The sequence below is a fragment of the Methylocaldum sp. genome (assembly GCF_035627495.1).
Lineage (GTDB): Bacteria > Pseudomonadota > Gammaproteobacteria > Methylococcales > Methylococcaceae > Methylocaldum.
In genome coordinates, this window is the sequence record NZ_DASPLO010000142.1 from 1 (window position 1) to 23,155 (window position 23,155).

At 55.9% G+C, this 23,155-nt stretch carries 20 protein-coding genes; 5 read left to right on the forward strand and 15 right to left on the reverse strand.

Going from position 1 to position 23,155, the window contains the following annotated elements; translation table 11 throughout:
- The coding region (locus tag VEB01_RS11565; RefSeq protein WP_324875580.1) for a methane monooxygenase/ammonia monooxygenase subunit C at window positions 1-462 on the reverse strand (462 nt) is incomplete at its 3' end.
- Between the two features lie 439 nt (window positions 463-901).
- Here VEB01_RS11565 and glgX point away from each other — a divergent pair.
- The gene (glgX, locus tag VEB01_RS11570) at window positions 902-3,007 is read left to right on the forward strand and encodes a glycogen debranching protein GlgX (RefSeq protein ID WP_324875624.1); all 2,106 of its coding nucleotides are present in this window, start codon (window positions 902-904) and stop codon (window positions 3,005-3,007) included.
- Window positions 3,008-3,064: 57 nt separating this feature from the next.
- Here glgX and VEB01_RS11575 read toward each other — a convergent pair whose 3' ends face one another.
- From VEB01_RS11575 to VEB01_RS11585, 3 genes are read right to left on the reverse strand one after another with little or no spacing between them, the layout of a single operon-like run.
- Entirely contained in the window at window positions 3,065-3,883 is an 819-nt protein-coding gene (locus VEB01_RS11575) for a quinoprotein dehydrogenase-associated SoxYZ-like carrier (RefSeq protein ID WP_324875583.1), read from the reverse strand.
- Between the two features lie 31 nt (window positions 3,884-3,914).
- On the reverse strand, window positions 3,915-4,844 hold the full coding sequence (locus VEB01_RS11580) for a quinoprotein relay system zinc metallohydrolase 2 (protein ID WP_324875585.1): 930 nt from the start codon (window positions 4,842-4,844) through the stop codon (window positions 3,915-3,917).
- On the reverse strand, window positions 4,844-5,749 hold the full coding sequence (locus tag VEB01_RS11585) for a LysR family transcriptional regulator (protein WP_324875587.1): 906 nt from the start codon (window positions 5,747-5,749) through the stop codon (window positions 4,844-4,846). The genes VEB01_RS11580 and VEB01_RS11585 overlap by 1 nt, the downstream gene beginning before the upstream one ends.
- A 199-nt stretch (window positions 5,750-5,948) precedes the next feature.
- Here VEB01_RS11585 and VEB01_RS11590 point away from each other — a divergent pair, with 199 nt between their 5' ends.
- Together VEB01_RS11590 and fdhF are read left to right on the forward strand one after the other, a co-directional pair.
- Window positions 5,949-7,646 carry an NAD(P)H-dependent oxidoreductase subunit E gene (locus VEB01_RS11590; RefSeq protein ID WP_324875588.1) on the forward strand — a complete coding sequence of 566 codons (1,698 nt, stop codon included), beginning with the start codon at window positions 5,949-5,951 and terminating at the stop codon, window positions 7,644-7,646.
- Window positions 7,647-7,673: 27 nt separating this feature from the next.
- Window positions 7,674-10,451 carry a formate dehydrogenase subunit alpha gene (gene fdhF / locus VEB01_RS11595; protein WP_324875590.1) on the forward strand — a complete coding sequence of 926 codons (2,778 nt, stop codon included), beginning with the start codon at window positions 7,674-7,676 and terminating at the stop codon, window positions 10,449-10,451.
- A 136-nt stretch (window positions 10,452-10,587) separates the two neighbouring features.
- On the opposite strand, the gene VEB01_RS11600 is transcribed toward fdhF, so the two are convergent.
- Window positions 10,588-10,749, reverse strand: coding sequence for a hypothetical protein (locus VEB01_RS11600; RefSeq protein ID WP_324875592.1), 162 nt, complete (start codon window positions 10,747-10,749; stop codon window positions 10,588-10,590).
- A 142-nt stretch (window positions 10,750-10,891) separates the two neighbouring features.
- Between VEB01_RS11600 and VEB01_RS11605 the strand changes: the two genes are divergently transcribed.
- Window positions 10,892-12,757 (forward strand): methanol/ethanol family PQQ-dependent dehydrogenase, encoded by a 1,866-nt coding sequence (locus VEB01_RS11605; RefSeq protein WP_324875594.1) that lies wholly within the window; start codon window positions 10,892-10,894, stop codon window positions 12,755-12,757.
- A gap of 135 nt (window positions 12,758-12,892) precedes the next feature.
- A complete protein-coding gene (locus tag VEB01_RS11610) occupies window positions 12,893-13,762 on the forward strand; it encodes a substrate-binding domain-containing protein (protein ID WP_324875595.1) in 870 nt (289 codons plus the stop codon).
- A 77-nt stretch (window positions 13,763-13,839) separates the two neighbouring features.
- On the opposite strand, the gene lysS is transcribed toward VEB01_RS11610, so the two are convergent.
- The 10 genes from lysS to VEB01_RS11660 all read right to left on the reverse strand — a co-directional run bounded on the left by lysS (window position 13,840) and on the right by VEB01_RS11660 (window position 23,141).
- Window positions 13,840-15,330 (reverse strand): lysine--tRNA ligase, encoded by a 1,491-nt coding sequence (lysS, locus tag VEB01_RS11615; RefSeq protein WP_324875596.1) that lies wholly within the window; start codon window positions 15,328-15,330, stop codon window positions 13,840-13,842.
- Window positions 15,331-15,439: 109 nt separating this feature from the next.
- Window positions 15,440-16,538 (reverse strand): peptide chain release factor 2 gene (prfB, locus tag VEB01_RS11620; protein ID WP_324875598.1). Its coding sequence is split into 2 segments (ribosomal slippage): window positions 15,440-16,462 and window positions 16,464-16,538, totalling 1,098 coding nucleotides; the frame shifts between segments, so codons are not numbered across the junction.
- A gap of 95 nt (window positions 16,539-16,633) precedes the next feature.
- Window positions 16,634-16,954, reverse strand: a complete 321-nt coding sequence (locus tag VEB01_RS11625) for a non-heme iron oxygenase ferredoxin subunit (protein WP_324875600.1) — start codon at window positions 16,952-16,954, stop codon at window positions 16,634-16,636.
- An 11-nt stretch (window positions 16,955-16,965) separates the two neighbouring features.
- Window positions 16,966-17,421 carry a Fe-S cluster assembly sulfur transfer protein SufU gene (gene sufU / locus VEB01_RS11630; protein ID WP_324875602.1) on the reverse strand — a complete coding sequence of 152 codons (456 nt, stop codon included), beginning with the start codon at window positions 17,419-17,421 and terminating at the stop codon, window positions 16,966-16,968.
- Window positions 17,421-18,734 carry a cysteine desulfurase gene (locus tag VEB01_RS11635; protein WP_324875603.1) on the reverse strand — a complete coding sequence of 438 codons (1,314 nt, stop codon included), beginning with the start codon at window positions 18,732-18,734 and terminating at the stop codon, window positions 17,421-17,423. Before VEB01_RS11635 ends, sufU begins: the two co-directional genes overlap by 1 nt.
- Window positions 18,731-20,050: a Fe-S cluster assembly protein SufD gene (sufD, locus tag VEB01_RS11640; RefSeq protein ID WP_324875604.1), complete on the reverse strand. Its 1,320-nt coding sequence runs from the start codon at window positions 20,048-20,050 to the stop codon at window positions 18,731-18,733. Before sufD ends, VEB01_RS11635 begins: the two co-directional genes overlap by 4 nt.
- Before the next feature lies 1 nt (window position 20,051).
- Window positions 20,052-20,810 (reverse strand): Fe-S cluster assembly ATPase SufC, encoded by a 759-nt coding sequence (gene sufC / locus VEB01_RS11645; protein WP_324875606.1) that lies wholly within the window; start codon window positions 20,808-20,810, stop codon window positions 20,052-20,054.
- Window positions 20,811-20,856: 46 nt separating this feature from the next.
- Entirely contained in the window at window positions 20,857-21,135 is a 279-nt protein-coding gene (locus VEB01_RS11650; RefSeq protein ID WP_324875608.1) for a hypothetical protein, read from the reverse strand.
- 76 nt (window positions 21,136-21,211) lie between these two features.
- Window positions 21,212-22,657, reverse strand: coding sequence for a Fe-S cluster assembly protein SufB (gene sufB / locus VEB01_RS11655; RefSeq protein WP_324875610.1), 1,446 nt, complete (start codon window positions 22,655-22,657; stop codon window positions 21,212-21,214).
- A gap of 22 nt (window positions 22,658-22,679) precedes the next feature.
- Window positions 22,680-23,141, reverse strand: a complete 462-nt coding sequence (locus VEB01_RS11660) for an SUF system Fe-S cluster assembly regulator (RefSeq protein ID WP_324875611.1) — start codon at window positions 23,139-23,141, stop codon at window positions 22,680-22,682.
- Window positions 23,142-23,155 lie beyond the last annotated feature (14 nt).

Here is a 23,155-nt window from a genome sequence, read left to right on the forward strand (position 1 = left end):
GATCGGGTAGCTCAGGTAGAACTCGATGATGTGCGACGGCGTGAAGTCGGTGTCGCGAACAATCGTCTGGTGCCAGGTGCCGTCTTGCTCGGTGAAGTAGCTCGCACCCCAGTAGATGGCCCACGCATACGCGAACAGCCAGATCAGGTGCGTCATGTTCCGGCGCAGTTCTTCCCGCGGAGCCAGCGCCGCCAAGTTGCGGTCACGGGTCTTCCACAAATAGCCCCACAGAATCGAGGCGGTGGTCACTTCCAGTACGATCTCGGTGTACAGGAAGTTCATCCAGTACGTCTCAAACTCCGGCGCGAACGAGTCGAGACCGGCCGACCAGCCGTAGACCCCTTCGTACCACCGAACCCAAAAATAAAATACGGTGTAAAGCATGAACGCGAAAGTTAACCACCTTAGATCGAGTAGGGGTCGCTCTTTTGCTTCCACGCCACCTGCAGTTGTTGCAGCCATAATTACCTCCAATGTTTGTTGTTAATTACAAGTAGACGCCAGAGTTACGTACGTAAAATCTCTGACCCCGGTTTAGAGTACGGAAGCTGCTGAAAAATTCCAAGCCCCCACGAAAATTCTCAAACCATTGAAAAATAAGATAAATAATTTTGATGGCCGGGGTGAGGCAGACCTTGATTTGTTTACTCTGCTGAACTAGTCCATGGGGTATACGGAAATAGACGGGTTTTTTGTTGGCGAAACAAAGTGGTAAGATCAAATCGATATAGTGCGGGTCGTTGACTATGTGGCTGATTTATAAGCCAATCAGAAGGGAGGCTCATTGCTGGGCGGGATGGTTGTATTAGCGTGGTAATCGGTGCCTATGCAACTCTTGCGTGAGGATGTCGATCCGTCTTTTATGAAATCCATCAATCGCGCGACCAAATTTGTTTCTTCTATGAAGCCCCGTTATTCATATTCGGCAGGTTCTCCTATTCCGCACGGATTCCATCTGCACAAGGGCGGGGTGAATTTCTCCCTGTTTAGTCGGCATGCCACCCATGTTTGGTTGCTGCTCTTCGAGGATACGCACGCCATTAAACCGTTTCAGGTTATCGAACTCGATCCGCAGCATCATAAAACCGGCGATATGTGGCATATCTGTGTCCTGGGTGCGGGAAGAAATTTAGCTTACGCCTTTCGCGTCGACGGACCTCTCGCGCCGGAGCAAGGGCATCGTTTTGATTCGACGAAAATACTGCTCGATCCTTACGCGACGGCGCTTACCACCCCGATTCAGTGGGATTTTGCCGGTTTTTCTTCCCATGGCAAGCGGTTGGCGTTGGCTAGTCCCGAGCGTGAACCTTCGGTGGTCGTTAAGAGTCTCGTTACCGGCAACGGCTTTGACTGGGAGGACGATCGTCCCCTTTATCATCCTTGGTCCAGCTTGGTTATTTACGAAACCCATGTACGCGGTTTGACTGTACACCCATCGTCCGGTGTCAGGTCGCCCGGCAGTTACCTTGGTGTCATTGAAAAAATTCCGTACCTTAAACAGCTCGGAGTCACCGCCGTTGAAGTGATGCCCTTGCAGGAGTTTAATCCGCATGAGGTGACCGCGGTTAATCCCCTGACCGGCGAGAAACTTCGCAATTATTGGGGCTACAACACCATCGCCTTTTTCGCGCCATTCGAGGGGTACGGTAGTCGTCTCTATCCCGGCTGTCAGGTCGACGAATTCAAGACCATGGTCAAGGCCCTGCACAAAGCGGGAATCGAGATTTTGCTGGACGTAGTGTTCAACCACACCGCGGAGGGCGACGAAACCGGCCCGACGCTCAACTTCCGCGGCTTGGACAACAGCATCTATTACTTGCTGGAAGAGGATAAGCGCCACTACAAAAATTTCTCCGGTTGCGGCAACACGATGAACTGCAATCATCCGGTGGTGCGCAACTACATTCTCGATTGCCTGCGCTATTGGGTCGTCGAAATGCATGTGGATGGTTTTCGCTTCGACCTTGCATCGATTTTGGGGCGCGACCGCAACGGCCATTTGGTGGCCAACGCGCCGCTATTGGAGCAGATCGCCGAGGACCCGATCCTGCGAGACGTCAAACTGATTGCCGAGGCATGGGATGCCGGCGGTGCCTATTTGGTCGGGCGTTTTCCGGGAGAGCGTTGGTCGGAGTGGAATGGTCAATATCGCGATGACGTGCGGCGCTACTGGCGCGGCGATCTTGGCATAACCGGAGCCTTCGCCAGCCGGTTATGCGGCAGCGCCGATCTTTACGAGCACAGTGGGAAGGCGACGGTCAACAGCATTAACTTCGTGACCTGTCACGACGGGTTTACCCTCAACGATCTGGTTAGCTACGAGTACAAACACAATCTCGCCAATGGTGAAGACAATCGCGATGGCTCGAACGACAACCACAGCGCGAATTATGGGGTGGAAGGTCCGACCGGCGATCCGCCCATTAACCGAATTCGGCTTAGGCAGATGAAGAACTTCATCGCCACGCTCTTTGTTTCCCGCGGGGTGCCGATGATTTTGGGCGGCGACGAGTTCTGTCGCACCCAGCTAGGCAACAACAATGCTTATTGTCAGGATAACGAGATCTCCTGGTATAACTGGAAGCTGTTCGAGCAAAATCAAGAATTTTTCGAGTTCGTGCGGAACATGATCGCGTTTCGTGCGCGCCACCCGGTTTTGTCCTCGGAGCGATTCTATAAGCCCGAGGACGTGAGCTGGTTCAATCCGTCCGGATGGATGCCGGATTGGCACTCCGAGAGCGCCGTGGGATGCCGGATTTATGCAGAAAAAGAGGGTTGGCAAGACCTTTGTCTGTTCTTTAATCCGCTGACGCATGCCGTGAGCTTCTTGTTGCCGGATCTGCCACAAGATTCGGTTTGGGTCAGGGTTATTGATACCAGTGCGGCGCCGCCTTTTGACGTCTGTCAGCCGGGCCAAGGCATTCCACTTGGCGGAGAGCCATCCATCGTGCTGCAAGAGCGCAATATGGTAGTGTTGCTCGCGGAGCGTAATCCGGTTCAAAGGTGAAAACGGCCGGTTTTGCCGGCCGTTTTCACCTTTTTTGGGGGGGGCGTGCTGCGACGCTTAAGGCGTGATCGATTGAGAGGCTGAAAACTGATTTCCTTTGTTGTCTCGAATTTCGGCTTTCAACTCTCCCGCCGTTTCGGGCACGAAATAAAACCGGAAGTTCGGGTCCGCACTGATGGCAATGTCGGTTTGCGCCGTCAGAACCGGCTTGTCGTTGAAGCTGACTTTTACTTCCTCCACGAAGTGAGCCGGTTTGATCATCCGGGTCAGTTGATCCATCTGTAAGCCCGTGATGTTCGGATGACTGATGAGCAGTTGAGCCAGATTCGGCTGTTGCAGGGCTGGCTTTTCATTGTCCAGCTTGAACTTCATTTTGCCCATCCGTGCCATGGCCGCCTCGAGATCAGTGCCGATGGGCGCCGAGCAGCCGCCGCTGGCTTTAACGAAGGCTTTGGCCATGTGAAGTTTGCCGTCGTTTGTTTCGGCTACGGCGCGAATGTAGGTATAGGCATTGACGCGCACTCGCATGGCTAAGTCGGCTTTGCCGCTGTCCGGAGTGAAATGGAAAGCCCCGGAAAAAGGAACCGGGTTGTTGTCGATAACCAATGTTACGGTCTTGATGTATCGGTCCTGGGTCTGCGGAATCTTGCTGTTGATCTGGAGCGGCACCAGTGCCGGATCCTCGGCGCGGTACGGGGCGGTCAATTCGATGACTTGGTTGCTTTCTGCTATCGGGCGGTCGCCGAAAAATTTCTGTCTGAGCCCTCCGTTCCAGGCCGCTTCTTCCTCGCCGGCGGCGAATGCGGAACTGGCAAGCACTAACACGCTGGCCAAGGCTAGCCATATGCCTTTTCTAAACGATATTGGTTGGTTCATTTAGGTATTCTCCGGTTATATGTTTGGGTACTTAATCGCCTTCCCACTCCAGTTCGGCGAACGCCGTGGAAACATTCTTCTTGTGGAATTCGTCGAAGAGTTGCCAGTTATCGCGGGCCGTTAGCCCGACTTTCGCCATGGCTTCTTCCATGGTTTTGCCGTCTTTGATGAACGCTCTTATCTCTGACTGTAAGGTCTTGAGGTAGCGTTCCTCAGGTTCCAACGCTTTCGGCCAATCGGCCGAAACGGGGCCATGTCCTGGTATCGCCAGCTTCGCATCGAGCGTCTTGATCTGCTCCAAGGTTGCCAGCCAACCGTTGAGGCTCCCGTCGACCACGGGTAAATGCCCCATGAATAAGAGGTCCGCAAGCCAAAAGGTCTTGGTTTGGGAGTCGTAAATGCTAAGGTCGTTATCGGTGTGGGCCGTTTTGTGGGCCTTCAAGAGCAGCGTTCTGCTCCCGAGATCCAGCTCGAGCGTATCTTGCACCGGACGGTCAGGCGGCACGAAGTTCTCGTTTTTTAAAGCGAAGCCGAGGTCCCGCTCGGCCTTTTCCTGGTAGAAAGGCGCGCGCATGGCCATGGCTTCCGCCAACTTGCGATGGCCGATGAAGCTCACGCCCGGTTGTTTGAAGGCGAGGTTGCCGTAGATGTGATCCGGATGGACGTGGGTGTTGATGACGTAGCAAATGGGAATCGTCGTGGTGGATTCAATGGCTCTTTTCAATGCATAACCTTGCTCCGGGCTGCCGCCCGTATCGATCACCGCGACGCAGCGCTGGCCGATAATGAAGCCGATATTGGCGATCTCGCCGCGGTTGTGCTGATTCGGCAGTTCGTGAGCGCCCTGGTGAACGTAAATGCCCGGCGCGACTTGCTGGAGCGAGAGTTTCGGGGTTTCGGCCCGAGCGGGGGCGTTCAGCGCGGTTAGCGACAGGAGGAGCGCAGTGATTGGAACTTTCATTACGGTCTTGTGTCTCCTTCGTTGGCGATCAACAGATCGAGAAGAGCCCGGCTGGCTCGGGAACGCATTTTCGCCTCGGGCGCGATGATGTTCAACTGCCAGCGGAGGCCGTCGGGCGGGTTGATCCGTCGCGATACCAAGCGTTTATTTTCATGGCGCATGGCTTGAATGGATGCGAAGCCGATTCCGAGACCGGCTCGTACCGATTCTTTTACGCCCGCGACGCCCATGACTTCGATATTGACCGGCGCCGTAATGTGCGCTTCGGCCAAGGCGGTTTCGACCACTTGCCTCGCGCCGGATCCCGGCTCGCGCCAGATGATTTGGTAGCGGGTGAAAACATCGAGGGGAACGGTTTCCGGATAAATTTCCGCGATTTCATGATTGCGCGGCACGATGAGTACGATTTCGTCTTCCTTCCATGGCAACATGCGGAATGGTGCGGGTAGCTGCTCGGTGGCGACGGGGCCTTCGATGAAAGCCAAATCCAGCTCAGGAAGATTCTGCACGATTTCCTGGGTATTGCCGGTATTGATATACACATGTACGCCCGGGTAGGCGGTTTGCAGTCTCACCACGTATTGGGGCAGGTAATAGCTGGCGATGGTCATCGTCGAGCCGATGCGCAGGGTTCCGATGTTGACCTGTTGCAGGCGGCGGATATAGTCCTTCGCCTCACGATAATCGCGTTCCATGCGTTCGGCGTATTCCAGCAACCCTTGCCCTGCGGGTGTCAAACTGATTTGATGGCCGATGCGTTCGTACAAAGGTTCTCCGACGGCATCCTGAAGTAATCTCAGTTGCCCGGAAACGGCTGGCTGGCCCAGATTCAGCTGCTCAGCGGCCCTGGTAATGCTTTTTAGCTTCGCCACGATTGCAAAGGTCAGGAGGCATTGCAAGTTCATACAGGATTTTGCATAAATGTGCGTAACATCATGAAAAATGATGGAATTTTCATGAATATCGATTTGAATTTGATGAACCCATCCGCTACAGTCGCGTACGCTGATTTGACCACCCGCTAGAACGCGTTGTTTCTGCCGATGTTGAGGGCTAACCCCGAGAGCGGCTGTTTTGAAGCACTATATTAAAGGTATGCACCGTATGACCACAGCACCGGTTGCTTTTAAGAAAGTCAAAAAGAATAAAAGAATGGCGCCCAAGGGGCGTCCGATCGATCTCAAGGCCCTGGAGGAAGTTCGTGCCTTGCTCGGCGAAGAGCCGCGCCGCCGGGATTTGCTGATTGAGCATCTGCATAAAATTCAGGATGTCTACACGTATATTTCCGCCAAGCATGTCGTTGCGTTGGCCCATGAGATGAAGCTTTCGCCGGCCGAGGTCTACGAGGTCGCTACGTTCTACCATCATTTCGATGTTGTTAAAGAGAACGAAACTCCTCCGCCGGCCTTGACGGTGCGTGTTTGCGAGTCGGTTTCCTGTGAATTGGCCGGGGCCAAGCCATTGCTGGAAGCGCTTCAAAAAGGGCTGGGAGATGGCGTTCGTGTTATTCCGGCGCCGTGCGTCGGACGTTGCCAGCATGCCCCGGTCGCTGTGGTCGGCCAAAATCCGATCGACAATGCTACCGAGGATTCGGTGTGGCAGGCGGTAGATAACAAGGCGGTCGAGGCCGAGGTTCCGGATTACATCGACTATGCCCAGTATATCTCTCAGGGCGGGTATCAAACCCTGAAGGCTTGCATCGAAGGCAAGCACAATCGCGAGTGGGCGATAAAAGCCATGGAACACTCCGGTTTGCGTGGTTTGGGCGGCGCCGGTTTCCCAGCGGGGCGCAAGTGGCGGATCGTCAGCAGCTATCCGGGACCGAGGCTCATGGCTGTGAATATCGACGAAGGCGAGCCGGGCACTTTTAAGGATCGCCACTATCTGGAAAGCGATCCCCACCGTTTTCTCGAAGGCATGCTGATCGCTGCATGGGCGGTGGACATCAGCGAGATCTATATTTACCTTCGCGACGAGTATGCCGCCTGCCGCAAAATTCTTGCCGAAGAATTGGCCAAGCTGCAGAGCAATCCGCCTTCCGTGACCCATCGCATTCCGCCGATTCATCTGCGGCGGGGGGCCGGCGCCTATATTTGCGGCGAAGAATCGGCGATGATCGAATCCATCGAAGGTAAACGCGGCATGCCTCGACTCCGTCCTCCTTTCGTGGCCGAAGTCGGATTGTTCGGCCGTCCGACTCTGGAGCACAATATGGAGACCGTGTTCTGGGTGCGCGACATCCTGGAGAAGGGACCGGACTGGTTCGCCTCGTTCGGACGTCACGGACGTAAAGGACTGCGTTCGTTCTCGGTCAGCGGCCGAGTGCAGAAACCAGGAGTCCATTTGGCCCCGGCCGGCATCACCGTTCGCGAGCTGATCGACGAATACTGCGGCGGAATGCTGCCGGGACACGAATTCTACGGCTACTTCCCTGGCGGCGCGTCGGGCGGGATTCTGCCGGCGTCCATGGGCGATATCCCGTTGGATTTCGATACTTTGAATCCCCATGGCTGTTTCATCGGTTCCGCGGCCGTCATGATTTTCTCCGACCAGGACAGCGCGAAGTCGGCAGCGCTGAACGCAATGCGGTTTTTCGAGGAGGAATCGTGTGGCCAATGCACGCCCTGCCGGGTCGGTACCGCCAAGGCCGTCAAGCTCATGCAAAAGGATCGGTGGGAAAAGCCTTTGCTGGACGACATTTCCAAGGTAATGACCGATGCGTCCATCTGCGGGCTCGGCCAAGCGGCGGCAAATCCTTTGCAGTGCATATTCAAGTACTTCCCCCAAGAGCTTGAAAAGTAAGCGAGCGGAATACCCGAGGAGCGAGATATGGTTGCCAATCCCAAAGATTTAAAAACAGCGAAAACCGTCGGATTCAAGCTCGACGGCACAGAAATCCAAGCTTTCGAAGGCGAGACGATCCTCCAGGCCGCCAAGCGGCAAGGTAAGGAGATCCCGCACCTTTGTTACAAAGACGATTATCGGCCGGACGGCAACTGTCGCGCTTGCGTGGTGGAAATTAAGGGCGAACGCGTTCTCGCACCGTCCTGTTGCCGTTATCCTCAGGAAGGTATGGACGTATCGAGTGCGGGCGAGCGGGCTCGCGCGTCCCAAAAGCTGGTGTTGGAGCTTCTGCTCTCCGATATGCCGGAGCAAGGCAAGTCGCCGTATAACCTTCATTCCGAGCTGGATTACTGGGCCGACAAGCTGGATGTTCGAAATCCGCGATTCCCCGGCCGCGAGCAGCCGGCTGCCGATTTTTCCCACCCCGCCATCGCCGTAAATCTGGATGCCTGCATTCAATGTACCCGCTGCGTGCGTGCCTGCCGCGAGGAACAGATGAACGACGTGATCGGGTACGCGTTCCGAGGGCATCATGTCAAGATCGTTTTCGATCAGGACGATCCGATGGGCGAGAGCACCTGCGTAGCCTGCGGCGAGTGCGTGCAGGCTTGCCCGACCGGCGCATTGATGCCGTCCAAAAATGTGGGCTTGATCGAGCCGGACAAGAAGGTCGATTCCACCTGCCCTTACTGCGGTGTCGGTTGTCTATTGACCTTCAACGTCAAGGACAACAAGATTCTCTACGTCGATGGCCGCGACGGCGATACCAATCACAACCGTCTCTGCGTCAAGGGCCGGTTCGGTTTCGATTACGTCCACAATCCGCTTCGTTTGACCAAGCCGCTGATCCGCAAGGAGGGTGTGGAGAAGACCACTGCGCTGCTCGATCCCAAGGACATCGATCAAGTCTTCCGCGAAGCGACGTGGGAGGAGGCCTTGGATTTCGCGGCTTCGGGACTCCGTAAAATCCGCGACGAGAAAGGTCCTCAGGCTCTGGCTGGCTTCGGCTCGGCCAAAGGCAGCAACGAAGAGGCTTATTTGTTCCAGAAGTTGGTGCGCACCGGTTTCGGCACCAATAACGTCGACCATTGCACCCGCTTGTGCCATGCCTCGTCGGTTGCGGCGCTGCTGGAATGTATCGGTTCCGGCGCGGTATCGAACCCCGTCGAAGACGTTGGTAAGGCAGAGGTCATCCTTATTATCGGCTCCAATCCCACGGTCAACCACCCGGTTGCGGCCACATGGTTCAAGAACGCAGCCCGCAACGGCGCAAAGCTTATCGTGATGGATCCGATCCGCACGGAAATCTGCCGTTTCGCAACCTATTCACTGCAGTTCCGCCCGGATACCGATGTGGCACTGCTCAACGCGATCATGCACACCATCGTCGCGGAAGGCTTGTACAACGAGGAGTATATCCGCAAGCACACCGAAGGCTTTGAAAAGCTGAGAGAGCATCTGAAGGATTACAATCCCGACCTAATGGCTCCGGTTTGCGGTATTCCGTCGGAAACCATCAAGAAAGTGGCGCGTCTTTATGCCAAATCCCGGGCTGCGATGATTCTTTGGGGTATGGGCGTATCCCAGCACGTACACGGGACCGACAATGCCCGCTGCTTGATCTCGCTGGCTTTGATGACCGGTCAGATCGGTCGTCCGGGTACCGGCCTGCACCCGCTGCGCGGTCAGAACAATGTGCAGGGTGCGTCCGACGTGGGCCTTATTCCGATGGTTTATCCGGATTATCAGCCGGTTGGCGATGCGGACATTCGCGCGAAGTTCGAAAAGCTCTGGAGTGCCCAACTGGACGCCAAGCCCGGCCTTACCGTAGTCGAGATCATCCATGCCATTCACGACGGCAAACTGAACGGTCTGTACATAGAAGGCGAAAACCCGGCGATGTCCGATCCCAACCAGAACCATGCCCGCGAAGCCTTGGCCATGCTGGAGCATTGTGTGGTGCAGGACATATTCCTTACCGAAACCGCCGGTTTCGCCGACGTTATCCTGCCGGCTTCGGCCTTTCCGGAGAAGACCGGGACCTTTACCAATACAGATCGCCGCGTCCAGTTGGGGCGCCAGGCCATCGATCCGCCTGGCGACGCTCGGCAGGATTGGTGGATTATTCAAGAAATCGCGCGGCGCATGGGGTTGAACTGGAATTACACCGCGCCGAAAGACGTGTTCAATGAAATGCGTCAGGCCATGAGCAGCATTGCCGGCATTACCTGGGATCGGCTGGAGCGACAAGACTCCGTCGTCTACCCGTGCGAGCAGGAAGGCGATCCCGGCGAACCGGTAATCTTCGTGGACAATTTCCCGCGCAAAGGCGGCAAGGGGTTGTTCGTTCCCGCGGCATTCAGTCGTGCGAATGAGTTGCCTGACAATGATTATCCATTCGTCTTCATTACCGGCCGCCAACTTGAACACTGGCATACCGGCAGCATGACCAGGCACGCCAGCATCCTTGATGCCATCGAGCCCGATCCGGTCGTTGCCATTCACCCGCTCGATCTCGAGGCCTTGGGCGGCAAGGCGGGAGAATTGATCACCATCGAATCGAGGCGCGGCAAGATCTCCGCCTATGCACGGGTCGATACCGGCTTGCAGCCCGGAAGCCTATTCATGGCGTTCTGCTACAACGAAGCCTCGGCCAACCTGATCACCAACGAGGCGCTGGACCCCTACGGCAAAATACCCGAATTCAAATTCTGTGCCGTCAAGGTTACGTCAGGCGGCAAGTTGTCGGAGCGGATCAATTAGTTGACATAACCTAATTCCAAATCGCTTTCAATAAGGAATTAATTTTTGTAGGGTGGGTTAGGCTGCGAGGCCGTAACCCACCAAGCGACCTCGAATCGGTGGGTTACGCTTCGCTAACCCACCCTACAATTAATGTTCACTCGAATGCCGAATGGAATAAGGCAGCCCCGACGGCAAATTTTGCCGTCAGGGCTTTTCCTTTTGTATCGCCTGGAAAGCGGTCTATCCGTTCTGTGCCGCGCTCCGCAGCAGTTTTAGCATTATTGACTTTTAATCTGAAATACTTCAACTTACGCACGCAGACGGGCTTGTCGGGGAATTTCCACGATTATCTTAGGGAATGTTTCCTTACGCAAAATAAAATCCGTCCTATCGTTTTTAGGGTAACTTGTCGTTAACAAAACGTACTCTGTGTTTACAGAATACGAGGAGGAAAAAAGATGAAAAAACCCGTGAAAAGTTGGCTGATCGCAACGTCGGTAGCATCGTTGCTGGCAGCCCCGGGGATTTCCCAAGCCAATACCGAACTCGAAGCTCTCACGAAGGACGCTAAGAACTTCGCTACCTGGGGCGGCGACTACTATGGCATGCGCTATAGCACGCTGGATCAGATCAACAACAAGAACGTAAAAGATCTTCAGCCTGTCTGGACGTTCTCAACCGGTATGCTCCGTGGCCACGAAGGCGGCCCGCTTGTCGTGAATGACGTTATTTACATTCAAACGCCGTATCCTCACAAGGTTTATGCGCTTGATCAAGGCACTCAATCCGTAATCTGGGAGTACTCTTACTCGCCCGATAGGGACGTTGACCCCAACCAGGTTATCTCGGTCATGTGCTGTGACGTGGTAAACCGCGGTCTCGCGTACGGCGACGGCAAAATCTTCCTGGCCCAGGGTGACGCTACTCTGGTTGCTTTGGACGCCAAGACCGGCAAAGTGGTTTGGAAGACCAAAAATGGCGAGCCGAAGCTAGGCATGACCAGCACCAACGCTCCGATTGTCGTAAAAGACAAGGTCATTACCGGTATCGCCGGCGGCGAATTTGGTGTTCGCGGTTTTATCGCGGCTTACAACATCAAAGACGGCACCCTGGCGTGGAAAGCCCATAGCATGGGACCGGACGCCGATATGAAGATCGATCCGGAAAAGACCATGACCTGGACTGACGGCAAAATGGCGCCGGTCGGCAAGGATTCCAGCTTAAAAACCTGGGAAGGCGACCAATGGAAGCTTGGCGGCGGCACCACCTGGGGCTGGTACAGCTACGATCCGAAACTCAATCTGGTTTACTACGGGTCCGGCAACCCCGGCACTTGGAACCCGACGCAACGCCCCGGCGATAACAAGTGGTCCATGACCATCTGGGCTCGCGATGCGGATACCGGCGTGGCCAAGTGGGTTTATCAGATGACCCCGCATGACGAGTGGGACTACGACGGCATCAACGAGGTGCCTCTGGTCGATCTCAAAATGAAGGACAAGAACGGCAAGGAGCACGACAAGCTGCTCGTCCACTTCGATCGTAACGGTTTCGGCTATACGCTCGACCGTGAAACCGGCGAACTTCTGGTCGCCGAGAAATTCGACAAGGCGGTCAACTGGGCCAGCCACGTCGACATGAAGACCGGCCGTCCGCAGGTTGTCGATCAATACAGCACCCACAAAGGCGGCGTTGACAACAACACCACCGGTGTGTGCCCGGCCGCTCTGGGCAGCAAGGACCAGCAGCCGATCGCGTACTCGCCCAAGACCAATTTGGTCTATATCCCGGGCAACCACGTGTGCATGAACTACGAGCCCTTCGAGGTCGAGTACACGGCTGGTCAGCCGTACGTCGGCGCTACTCTGACCATGTTCCCGGCCGGTGTTGATGCCAAGACCGGTGAAAAGAACGGTTCGCACAACCTCGGCGTATTCACCGCCTGGGATCCGACTACCGGTAAGATCGTTTGGTCCAAGGAAGAGGCTTTCTCCGTATGGAGCGGCGCGGTTGCGACTGCTGGCGATGTCGTGTTCTACGGCACGCTGGAAGGCTTTGTGAAGGCGGTTGACGCCAAGACCGGTCAAGAACTCTATAAGTTCAAGACTCCGTCGGGCATCATCGGTAACGTCAACACCTGGAGCTACAAAGGTAAGCAGTACGTTGGCGTCCTTTCAGGCCTCGGCGGTTGGGCTGGTATCGGTATGGCCGCTGGTCTTGAAGGCGAAAGCGAAGGTTTGGGTGCCGTAGGCGCTTACCGTAGCCTCAGCAACTACACCAAGCTGGGTGGCGTATTCACCGTGTTCGCTCTGCCCAATAGATAAATCTAAAGCGTTAGATTGTATAGTACGCCCCGGCTGATTCGTCAGCCGGGGCGTTCTTTTTTGGGGGTTGAGTGCCGAATTTTTGCATTTGCTGTGTATCTTAAAGTCCATGTATTTGCGCTATAGGAGTCCTTCATGACCGTGAGATGCAATCGCCGTTGGGCTGCGTTGCTTTTCGCTTCATTGTTAATGCCTTTTTCCGTAGCTCAAGCGGATAACGAAGCTTTCAAAGTTTGCGCGGACCCGAACAACCCGCCTTTTTCGGATAAAAGCGGTCAAGGTTTTGAGAATAAAATCGCCGAGCTGTTCGCTAAGGAGTTGGGTAAAAAAGTCGAATATACCTGGTTTCCGCAGCGGATCGGTTTCATTCGAAATACTTTGAAGGCGCAGTTGCCGAACTCCGATGAATATAAATGCGACGTGGTTATGGGGGTACCCACCGGTTACGAGCTCGCTGCTACCACGAAGCCGTATTACCGTTCGACCTATGCTTTGGTCTACCGGAAAAACCGCGGCTGGGACGACATCAAGTCGCCTGATGATCTCGAGCGTCTTCCGAGCGAGCGCAAAAGCAAGCTGCGCATTGCCATGTTCGATGGGGCGCCGGGTACCACCTGGTTGTTCAATCATCAGCTTGCCGACCAAGGCGTACCGTATCAAAGCATGACAGGAGATGCGGCTGTCAATACCGCTCAGATACTCGAAAAAGATTTCTCCGAAGGGAAAATCGACATGGTCATCGTCTGGGGGCCGATAGCCGGTTATCTGGCGACCCGTAGCAAGGGAACTTTCGAGCTGATACCGATGAAATCGGAAGAATCGGTCAAATTCGACTTTCCCATCTCCATGGGCGTTCGCTTTCCCGACAAGGAGCGGAAAGAGGCATTAAACTCGTTAATTGACCGCAACGCGGAGAAGATCCGGGCTCTGTTGAGCGACTATCGAGTGCCCTTGGTGGACCAGGATGGAAACCTGATCGAAACGGCAAGTAAAGGAAAAAAATAAAAAAGCGTGGAGCAGGGCGATAAGGCCCTGCTCCGACTTTCCCGTGTGAATGAAGCGTCCCCGTAAATCGGGCTTTTTCAAGTTTCTCTTCGCATGTGTGGGAAGAGAATCACATCGCGGATCGATGGGGAATTGGTGAAGAACATCACCAACCGGTCAATGCCGATGCCTTCACCGGCGGTAGGCGGCAGGCCGTACTCCAAGGCGCGGATGTAGTCAGCGTCATAGTGCATGGCTTCCTCGTCTCCGGCGTCTTTGTCTGCCACCTGTTTTTTGAACCGCTCGGCTTGGTCTTCCGGATCGTTCAGTTCGGAGAAGCCGTTGGCGATCTCCCGTCCGCCCATGAACAGCTCGAAGCGATCGGTCACGAACGGATTCTGATCGTTGCAGCGAGCCAGGGGCGACGTCTCGGTCGGATATTCCGTGATGAATACCGGTCCCATCAGCCGATGTTCCACGGTTTTTTCGAAAATCTCGGTTTGGAGTTTGCCTAGGCCATCGGCCGGGGTAACGAGATAGCCCAAGCGTTCCGCCACTTGGGCGGCGCGATCGCGATCGGCGAGATCGTCCGCCGTCAGTTCGGGATTGAAACGAAGTATCGATTCAACTACGGTCAATCGTTCGAACGGCTGAGCCAAGTCGTAATTGTGGTCTTCATGGGCGACCGTGGCGCTCCCGAACAGCTTGAAGGCCAACCCGCGCAACAGCTCCTCGGTTAAATCCATCAGATCCCGGTAATCCGCATAGGCCTGATAAAACTCCAGCATCGTAAACTCGGGATTGTGCCTAGTCGACAGTCCTTCGTTGCGGAAGCTTCGGTTGATCTCGAAAACCTTCTCGAAGCCGCCTACGACCAGCCGCTTCAGGTAAAGCTCCGGAGCGATACGGAGATACAAGTCCATATCGAGAGCATTGTGATGGGTGATAAACGGTTTGGCGCGAGCTCCTCCCGGAATCACCTGCATCATCGGGGTTTCCACTTCGATGAAGCTTCGCTCCAGCAGAAATTGGCGAATAAACTGAACGATGGCACTACGCATTTTAAAGACCCGCCGGGAATCTTCATTCATGACGAGGTCGACATAGCGCTGCCGGAGGCGGGTTTCTTCGTCTGTCAGGCCGTGAAATTTCTCCGGCAAGGGGCGTAAAGACTTGGTGAGTAGACGGACATTCGTAGCCCGTACGGACAACTCGCCGGTTTTGGTTCGAAATACTGTTCCTTCGACGCCGATAATGTCGCCGACGTCCCAGTGCTTGAAGTCTTCGTACTCGCCTTCCGGCAGAGCGTCCTTTTGCAGGAAAACTTGAATGCGCCCGGACATGTCCTGAATATGGGCAAAGCTCGCCTTACCCATCAGCCGCTTGCCCATAAGCCGACCGGCGGCCTTTACCCGGATATTGCGTGTCTCCAGGGTGGCGCTCTCCTCCTCGCCATACTGGTCATGAAGCACTTGCACCAGGGTGTTGCGACGGAAGTCGTTAGGGAAGGCAATGCCGCTCTCACGCAATTCCGTCAGTTTTTCACGCCTTTGAGCGATGAGTTTGTTTTCGTCGAGTTGTTCGGTCATACCTTTTCCTGGTTACGACAATCTTTGTTCTAGGGAAAGCTCCGTCTGAACGGAGTAAACCACCCTGATTCCGAGGGCTGCGCGCGGCTATGCTAACCGGCGTTAAGCTCTACAAGCCGCTTTTCAAGCTGGCTTCGATGAACATGTCTAAATCGCCGTCCAATACCGCCTGCGGGTTGCCGGTCTCAACTCCGGTGCGCAAATCCTTGATGCGCGATTGGTCCAGCACGTAAGAGCGAATCTGGCTGCCCCAGCCGATATCGGACTTGGAATCTTCCAGCTTTTGCTTTTCGGCGTTGCGCTTCTGTATTTCCATCTCATAGAGCTTGGCGCGCAGTTGTTTCATACAGCGGTCGCGGTTGGCGTGCTGAGAGCGTTCGCTCTGGCACTGGACCACGATGCCGCTCGGTCCGTGAGTGATACGCACGGCGGATTCCGTCCGGTTGACGTGCTGGCCGCCGGCGCCGCTGGCCCGGTAAACGTCGGTACGGAGATCGGCCGGATTGATTTCGATATCAATGTTGTCGTCCACCTCGGGCGAGACAAACACCGAAGCGAAAGAGGTATGGCGGCGATTGCCGGAATCGAACGGGGATTTTCGTACCAGGCGGTGCACGCCCGTTTCGGTCCTCAGCCAGCCATAGGCGTATTCGCCCTCGAAGCGGATGGTGGCGCTCTTGATGCCGGCGACTTCGCCCGGCGATTCTTCGATCAGCTCGGTTTTAAAGCCGCGGCGTTCGCCCCAGCGGAGAAACATACGTTCCAGCATTTCCGCCCAGTCCTGAGCCTCGGTGCCGCCGGATCCGGCCTGAACGTCGAGGAATGCATTGTTCGGGTCCATCTGGCCGGCGAACATGCGGCGGAATTCGAGATCGGCCACTTCCTTTTCGAAACGCTCAAGATCGGCGGCAACGATGTCGACGGTAGCTTCGTCGTTTTCTTCCACCGCCAGTTCGAGGAGTTCCTCGGCATCATTAACACCGTGCTCGATGTTAACCAAATTATTGACGACCGACTCCAGCTGCGTGCGTTCGCGCCCCAGGTTTTGGGCTCTTTCGGGGTCGTCCCAGATTTTCGGGTCTTCGAGTTCCTTTAAGACTTCGTCCAGCCGCTCGCGCTTGGTGTCGAAGTCAAAGATACCCCCTAAGAGCTTCCTGGCGGCTCTTCAAGTCTTTGATTTGGTTGTAGAGGGGATTGAGTTCGCGCATGATGAATAAGTTTCCGTATCCGGCGAAAAAACCGCGATAGTACTACAGATGGAATGGAAGAAAAACGAGCGGGAATATTGGAATGTCGCTGAACGCTAATTCCAGCGATCGTCCCGTACCTGAATCATGCCGTTTTCGACACGAACCGGGAAACAGGGAAGGTCTTCATAAGCCGGAGGTTTGAGTACCTTGCCGGTTTTTACGCAAAAGCGGGCCCCATGGCGGGGGCAGATGATTTCGCAGCCCTCCAATCGGCCGCTGGCGATTTCCGCGCCGTCATGGGTACAGACATCTTCGACCGCATAATACTCGCCGTCGATCATGAACACGGCAACGTCCGTACCATCGACGTCCATGACGAGGTGTTCGCCATTTTGCAGGCTGCCTTCGCGGGCGACATCGATCCAATCGGACATGAAACGGCTTCCTATTCGGTGCTGATGGTATCGGCCTCGTTCTTGAGCGCCGCTTGAAGCGAGTGCCAGGCCAAGGTGGCGCATTTCACCCGGGCCGGATAGGCGCGTACGCCTGCCAAGACGGCCAGCTTGCCGATGTCCTCCAGGTTTACGGCCTCGTTGTTCTTGCCGGTGGTGATGCGGTGGAAAATATCGAACAAATGGTGGGCCTCGTCCTCGGTCTGACCTTTGACGATTTCGGTCATGAGCGAGGCGGATGCCGTCGAGATAGCGCAGCCCGAGCCTTGGAAGCTCACGTCCTCGATCACGCCGCCGTTGACTTTGACGTAGAGCGTGATTCGGTCGCCGCACAGCGGATTGAACCCCTCGATCTTGCGGTTGGCGTCCTCCATCACCCGGAAATTGCGCGGGTTGCGGTTATGGTCGAATACAACCTCCTGATAGAGATCCCTGATCTGATCCAGCATTAGCCGAACACCTCGATGACTTTGCGAATACCGTCCATCAGAATATCGATTTCCTCGAACGTATTGTAGAGCCCGAAGGATGCGCGGGCGGTCGCGGGCACGCCGAAGAAGTCCATCACCGGCATGGCGCAATGATGTCCCGCGCGGATGGCGATGCCGAGATGATCCAGAATCGTGCCGATATCGTGGGGGTGTATACGTTCCAGTGTGAAAGACAGGATGGCGCCTTTCTGGGCCGCAGTGCCGACTATCGCCAGTTGCGGAATGTCGAGGGCTCGTGCCGTGGCGTATTGCAACAACTGGTTCTCATAGTGTGCAATCGCGTCCATGCCGATGGCTTCGAGATAATCCACCGCCGCACCCAGGGCGATGGCATCCACAATGTTCGGCGTGCCGGCCTCGAACTTGAAGGGCAGGACGTTGTATTCGGTCTTGTCGAAGGTAACGCGGCGGATCATATCGCCCCCGCCCTGGTACGGCGGCATCGCCTCGAGCCATTTTTCCTTTCCGTATAGAACGCCGATGCCGGTCGGACCGTACAGCTTGTGCCCGGACAGGGCATAGAAATCGCAGTCCAGGTCCTGAACGTCCACCACCATGTGAGGTGCGGCCTGGGCACCGTCCAGAAGCACCGGAATCTCCCTGCTATGGGCCAGTTCAATGAGGTCTTTGACCGGGTTGATCGTTCCCAAGGCGTTGGACATGTGGGACACCGAAACCAGCCGGGTGCGCGGCGACAAAAGCCTCTCGAATTCGTCCAGCAGCAGTTCGCCCTTTAGGTCGATTGGAGCGACCTTCAGCTTTGCGCCGGTTTGTTCGCACAACATCTGCCAGGGCACGATGTTGGAGTGATGCTCCATGGCGGTGATGAGGATTTCGTCGCCTTCTTTCAGGGTGCTCCGGCCGAAGCTTTGCGCAACCAGGTTGATGGCTTCCGTGGTGCCTCGAACGAACACGATTTCGTGGCTGTGCCTGGCATTGAGAAACTTCTGCACCGCCTCTCGCGCCCCTTCGAACAGGTCGGTCGAGCGCTGGCTCAGGGTGTGAACGCCTCGATGCACGTTAGAGAAATCATTTTCGTAAACCCGGCGAATGCAGTCGATCACCGCCTTGGGTTTCTGCGTGGTGGCGGCGTTATCCAAGTAGACCAGCGGCTTACCGTGCACCGTTTGACGGAGAATCGGGAAGTCCTCGCGAACATTCGCGACGTTATAGCCGGTCGTGTTCGACCGGGGTTTCGGACTGCGCGCGCCCGGAACGGACTGAGCTGGGTTCTGCGGCATAGCGGCTTGGGATACGGAAACGTTGTTCATAACCAATCCTTTCGAATATCGGATTGCGGCAGAAAAGACAAAAGTTCGCTTTGAACCAGGCTCTTGAGGCTGTTCAGCCGGATCTTTTCGACCATCTCGTTGGCAAAGGCGAATGTGAGCATGTTGCGCGCCGTCGGTTCGTCCACGCCGCGCGATTCAAGATAAAAAACAGCTTCCGAATCGAGCTGTCCCACCGTGACGCCGTGGGCGCATTTCACGTCGTCCGCGTGAATTTCCAGTTGGGGCTTGCTGTCGATCTCGGCGTCTTCCGACAGGAGCAGGTTGCGGTTGCTCATTTCGGCATCGGTTTTCTGGGCGTCCGGGTGAACGACGATGCGCCCGGAAAAAACGCCCCGCGCCCGGTCTCCGGCGATGCCGCGGTAGGTTTCCCGGCTGATGCCAAATGGTGCGTGATGATGGATCAGGGTTTGGGTGTCCAGATGCCGCCGTCCGGTTCCGAGGAATAGGCCGCTCAGCTCACACTCCGCCGCATGGCCCAAATGGGCATGAATTTCGGTACGGGCCATAAGGCCGCCGAAGGCCAGGTGATATTGGCGGAATCGGGCCGACCGCGCCTGTTTTGCATAGATGCCGCCGAAGTGATAACCCTTGTCGGTCTCGCTTTGGAGCTTGTAATGGTTGAGCCCCGCGTTCTCGCCCACCGAAATCTCGGTGACCGCGGCTGTGAGATAGCTTAAGTCTTCGGCTCCGGCATACGTTTCGACGATGCTCGCTTCGGCATTTTGCTCCACCGCAATGACATTGCGGGTTACGGCGAGCCCGTCCGGACGAGTCGAGAAATGAATCACCTGTAAAGGCCTATCCAGAATCATGCCGGCCGGGACATACACGAATGCGCCGTCTCTGAAGTACGCGGTGGTGAAGGCGATAAAACCGTGCGCTTCTTCTGGAACCACCCGGTTCAACAAAGCCTCGATCCGATCGGGATGCTGTTCCAGGGCTTCGGCCAGAGACGTCGCGATCACGCCTTCGGGGAGGCCGGCGGTCACGGAGTGTTCGGCAGCGTAAATACCGTCGATAAAGACCAGCGACCACGCATCGGCCAGCCGGGGCCGCGCTAGGGCGCTCGTATCCGCCACGCCCGCAGGAGAGCCAGCCGCCGGTGAGAACAGCTTCTTCTCTATGGGGGCGACATTGGTGTATTTCCACTCCTCCTCGCGCGGCGAGGGGAAACCACTGGCGGAGAAGCGGCTTTGGGCCTCTTCCCGCAACCGGCGCAGCCATGGCAGATGCTCGCCCGGCAGCGCCGATGCCAATGCCCGATAGTGTTCGACATAGTGCTGAGCCGCGCTCATATCAGGCACCTGCAGAAGTCTGTTGGTCGATCCAGCCGTAGCCTTTCTTTTCCAGTTCCAGCGCCAGGCTGGCGTCGCCAGATTTGGCGATTCGGCCATGGGCGAGCACATGAACGTAATCCGGCTTGATGTAATTGAGCAGGCGCTGGTAATGGGTGACCAGAATGAAGGAGCGATCCGGCGAACGCAGAGAGTTCACACCGTCCGCCACGAGTCTGAGCGCATCGATATCGAGCCCCGAATCGGTCTCGTCGAGAATGCACAGGCTGGGTTCGAGCACCGCCATTTGCAGGATTTCGTTGCGCTTCTTTTCGCCGCCGGAAAAGCCCTCGTTGACTCCGCGGTACAAGAACTGCTCATCCAGATTCACAGCCTTGATCTTTTCCTTGACCAGCTTCAAGAAGTCCATCGCGTCGACTTCGCTCAGGCCGCGATGTTTGCGCATGGCATTCAACGCAGCTTTCAGCAGATAGATGTTGCTGACGCCGGCAATTTCCACCGGGTACTGAAAGGCCAGAAAAACGCCTTCCCGGGCGCGTTCTTCCGGCTTCATGTCCAAAAGGTTCTGTCCTCGATAGCTCACGGTTCCGCCGGTGACTTCATAACCCGGACGACCGGCCAGCACGTGGGACAGCGTGCTTTTGCCGGAACCGTTCGGTCCCATGATGGCGTGGACTTCGCCGGGTTTTACGTCGAGGCTGATGCCTTTAAGGATGGGCTTGTCTTCGACCCGGACATGGAGATTTTGGATGGTTAGCATGGTTCCGTTTACCTTTGGTTCTTGCGGTGTGTCCAGCACACCTTATCTATCTAATTTGATCATTGGCTGGAGCGTCTGTTTGGCTATAAGACCCTCGCGTACGGCCGATGCGATGGACGAGCTTATAGCTAAGCCAGCCAGGTAAAAAACTACGTGCCAAGAACATGGCCCAAAACACATACAAGCCTCTTCTAGAAAACTGCGGTACATATTCATGTGGCGTGTGGAAGTAGCATGCGCCCGTCGATTTGTATTGGCCCCCGGCATCTATACAGCTATCGGCTTCAAAAAATACCGCCAGAGCCATGGCGGTGAGCAGCGTCATAATAGCCCCCATGCAGAAAGCGGATATTGACACGACTCTAGTCATATTTAGGTGCGTCTCCCACTAACATAGTGGTTTACCCTACGCTACCTTCCAAACTGATCCCCAAGAGGGCCTGGGCTTCCACGGCGAATTCCATGGGCAGCTCTTTGAACACCTGCTTGCAGAAGCCGTTCACGATCATCGATACGGCATCTTCGGCGGACAAACCGCGTTGCATGCAGAAGAACAGCTGATCCTCGCTGATCTTGGACGTCGTGGCTTCGTGCTCCAGCTGGGCCGTGGGCTGCTTGACCTCGATGTAGGGGAAGGTGTGCGCGCCGCAGCGATCGCCGATCAGAAGCGAGTCGCACTGGGTGTAATTGCGCGCGTTCTCGGCGCCTTTCAGAATCTTCACGAGGCCGCGATAGCTGTTCTGAGCACGGCCGGCGGAGATGCCCTTGGAAATGATGGTGCTGCGGGTGTTCTTGCCGAGGTGAATCATTTTGGTGCCGGTGTCCGCCTGTTGGCAGTGATTGGTCACCGCCACCGAGTAGAACTCGCCCACCGACTCGTCCCCCCGTAGGATGCAGCTCGGGTATTTCCAGGTGATGGCCGAGCCGGTTTCCACCTGGGTCCAGGAAATCTTGGATTTACGGCCCCGGCAATCGCCCCGCTTGGTGACGAAGTTGTAGATGCCGCCGCGGCCTTCCTCATCGCCCGGATACCAGTTCTGCACCGTCGAGTATTTGATCTCCGCGTTGTCCAGGGCCACGAGTTCTACCACCGCCGCGTGCAACTGGTTTTCGTCCCGCATGGGGGCGGTACAGCCTTCGAGATAACTGACGTAGGAGCTTTCTTCGGCGATGATGAGCGTGCGTTCGAACTGGCCCGTGTTGGCGGCGTTGATACGGAAATAGGTGGACAGTTCCATCGGGCAGCGCACGCCTTTCGGGATGTAGACGAAGGAGCCGTCGGAGAACACCGCCGAGTTGAGCGCCGCGAAGAAATTGTCGCCGGGCGGAACCACGCTGCCCAGGTACTCACGCACCAGGTCGGGATGATTCTGAATCGCTTCCGACATGGAGCAGAAGATCACGCCCGCCGCCGCCAGTTTTTCTTTGAAGGTCGTCGCTACCGATACGCTGTCGAACACGGCGTCGATCGCTACGCCTGCCAGCCGTTGCTGTTCGTAGAGAGGAATGCCGAGCTTGTTGTAGGTTTCCAGCAGCTTCGGGTCCACTTCGTCAAGGCTGGTCGGTCGCTCCTGAGTCTTCGGCGCCGAATAATAGCTGATGGCCTGATAATCGACGGGGCCATAGTGCACGAACGCCCATGTCGGCTCCTGCATGGTCAACCAATGACGGTAGGCTTCCAGTCGCCATTCCAGCATGAACTCGGGCTCGTTTTTCTTGGCCGAGATGGCGCGTATCACGTCTTCGTTGAGGCCGGGCGGCAGGGTATCCGCCTCCAGATCGGTGACAAAGCCTGGCGTATATTCCTTCTTGATGAGTTTATCCAAAGTTTGCGCTGTCGCAGACATGATGTTTACTCCGCCTCTTTATTTATCTCGGCTGATAGTGAAGGGTGCTGACCGGGATACGGATTTCCTCGGGCGCTTTAGTTAAGGGCATGACCATGTCGGCCAGGCTGACCGATTCCAGGGCGGTTCGAATCGCTCGGTTGATGACGCCCCAATTGCCTCGAATCTGGCACGATGAGGATTGCTGGCACTGATCGTGGTCGAGTCCGCATTCGGTCAGGGCGATCGGCCCTTCGAGGGCATAAATAATGGTCGCCACGCTGGTTTTGGCGGGTGATCGGGTCAACTGATAGCCGCCTTTGGAACCGCGTGTGGATTTCAGGATGCTGGCCTTGGTCAAAATTTTTAGAATCTTGCTGACCGTCGGGATTGCTACGCCGGTTGAATCGGCCAAATCGGTCGCGGCATAAGTTCGTTCAGGTTCTCTGGCCATATATCCCAAAACGATGATGGCGTAATCGGTTAATTTGCTGATGCGAAGCATGGCGCTACCTATTT

Coding starts and splice junctions, on each gene's coding strand:
- sufD (WP_324875604.1), bottom strand. CDS start 20,050: ATGAGCGCGGCTCAGCACTATGTCGAACACTATCGGGCATTGGCATCG.
- VEB01_RS11585 (WP_324875587.1), bottom strand. CDS start 5,749: ATGAACTTGCAATGCCTCCTGACCTTTGCAATCGTGGCGAAGCTAAAA.
- VEB01_RS11625 (WP_324875600.1), bottom strand. CDS start 16,954: ATGTCCGATTGGATCGATGTCGCCCGCGAAGGCAGCCTGCAAAATGGC.
- sufU (WP_324875602.1), bottom strand. CDS start 17,421: ATGCTGGATCAGATCAGGGATCTCTATCAGGAGGTTGTATTCGACCAT.
- VEB01_RS11590 (WP_324875588.1), top strand. CDS start 5,949: ATGACCACAGCACCGGTTGCTTTTAAGAAAGTCAAAAAGAATAAAAGA.
- fdhF (WP_324875590.1), top strand. CDS start 7,674: ATGGTTGCCAATCCCAAAGATTTAAAAACAGCGAAAACCGTCGGATTC.
- VEB01_RS11635 (WP_324875603.1), bottom strand. CDS start 18,734: ATGAACAACGTTTCCGTATCCCAAGCCGCTATGCCGCAGAACCCAGCT.
- VEB01_RS11650 (WP_324875608.1), bottom strand. CDS start 21,135: ATGACGCTGCTCACCGCCATGGCTCTGGCGGTATTTTTTGAAGCCGAT.
- glgX (WP_324875624.1), top strand. CDS start 902: ATGAAGCCCCGTTATTCATATTCGGCAGGTTCTCCTATTCCGCACGGA.
- sufB (WP_324875610.1), bottom strand. CDS start 22,657: ATGTCTGCGACAGCGCAAACTTTGGATAAACTCATCAAGAAGGAATAT.
- VEB01_RS11660 (WP_324875611.1), bottom strand. CDS start 23,141: ATGCTTCGCATCAGCAAATTAACCGATTACGCCATCATCGTTTTGGGA.
- VEB01_RS11575 (WP_324875583.1), bottom strand. CDS start 3,883: ATGAACCAACCAATATCGTTTAGAAAAGGCATATGGCTAGCCTTGGCC.
- VEB01_RS11580 (WP_324875585.1), bottom strand. CDS start 4,844: ATGAAAGTTCCAATCACTGCGCTCCTCCTGTCGCTAACCGCGCTGAAC.
- sufC (WP_324875606.1), bottom strand. CDS start 20,810: ATGCTAACCATCCAAAATCTCCATGTCCGGGTCGAAGACAAGCCCATC.
- lysS (WP_324875596.1), bottom strand. CDS start 15,330: ATGACCGAACAACTCGACGAAAACAAACTCATCGCTCAAAGGCGTGAA.
- VEB01_RS11605 (WP_324875594.1), top strand. CDS start 10,892: ATGAAAAAACCCGTGAAAAGTTGGCTGATCGCAACGTCGGTAGCATCG.
- VEB01_RS11610 (WP_324875595.1), top strand. CDS start 12,893: ATGACCGTGAGATGCAATCGCCGTTGGGCTGCGTTGCTTTTCGCTTCA.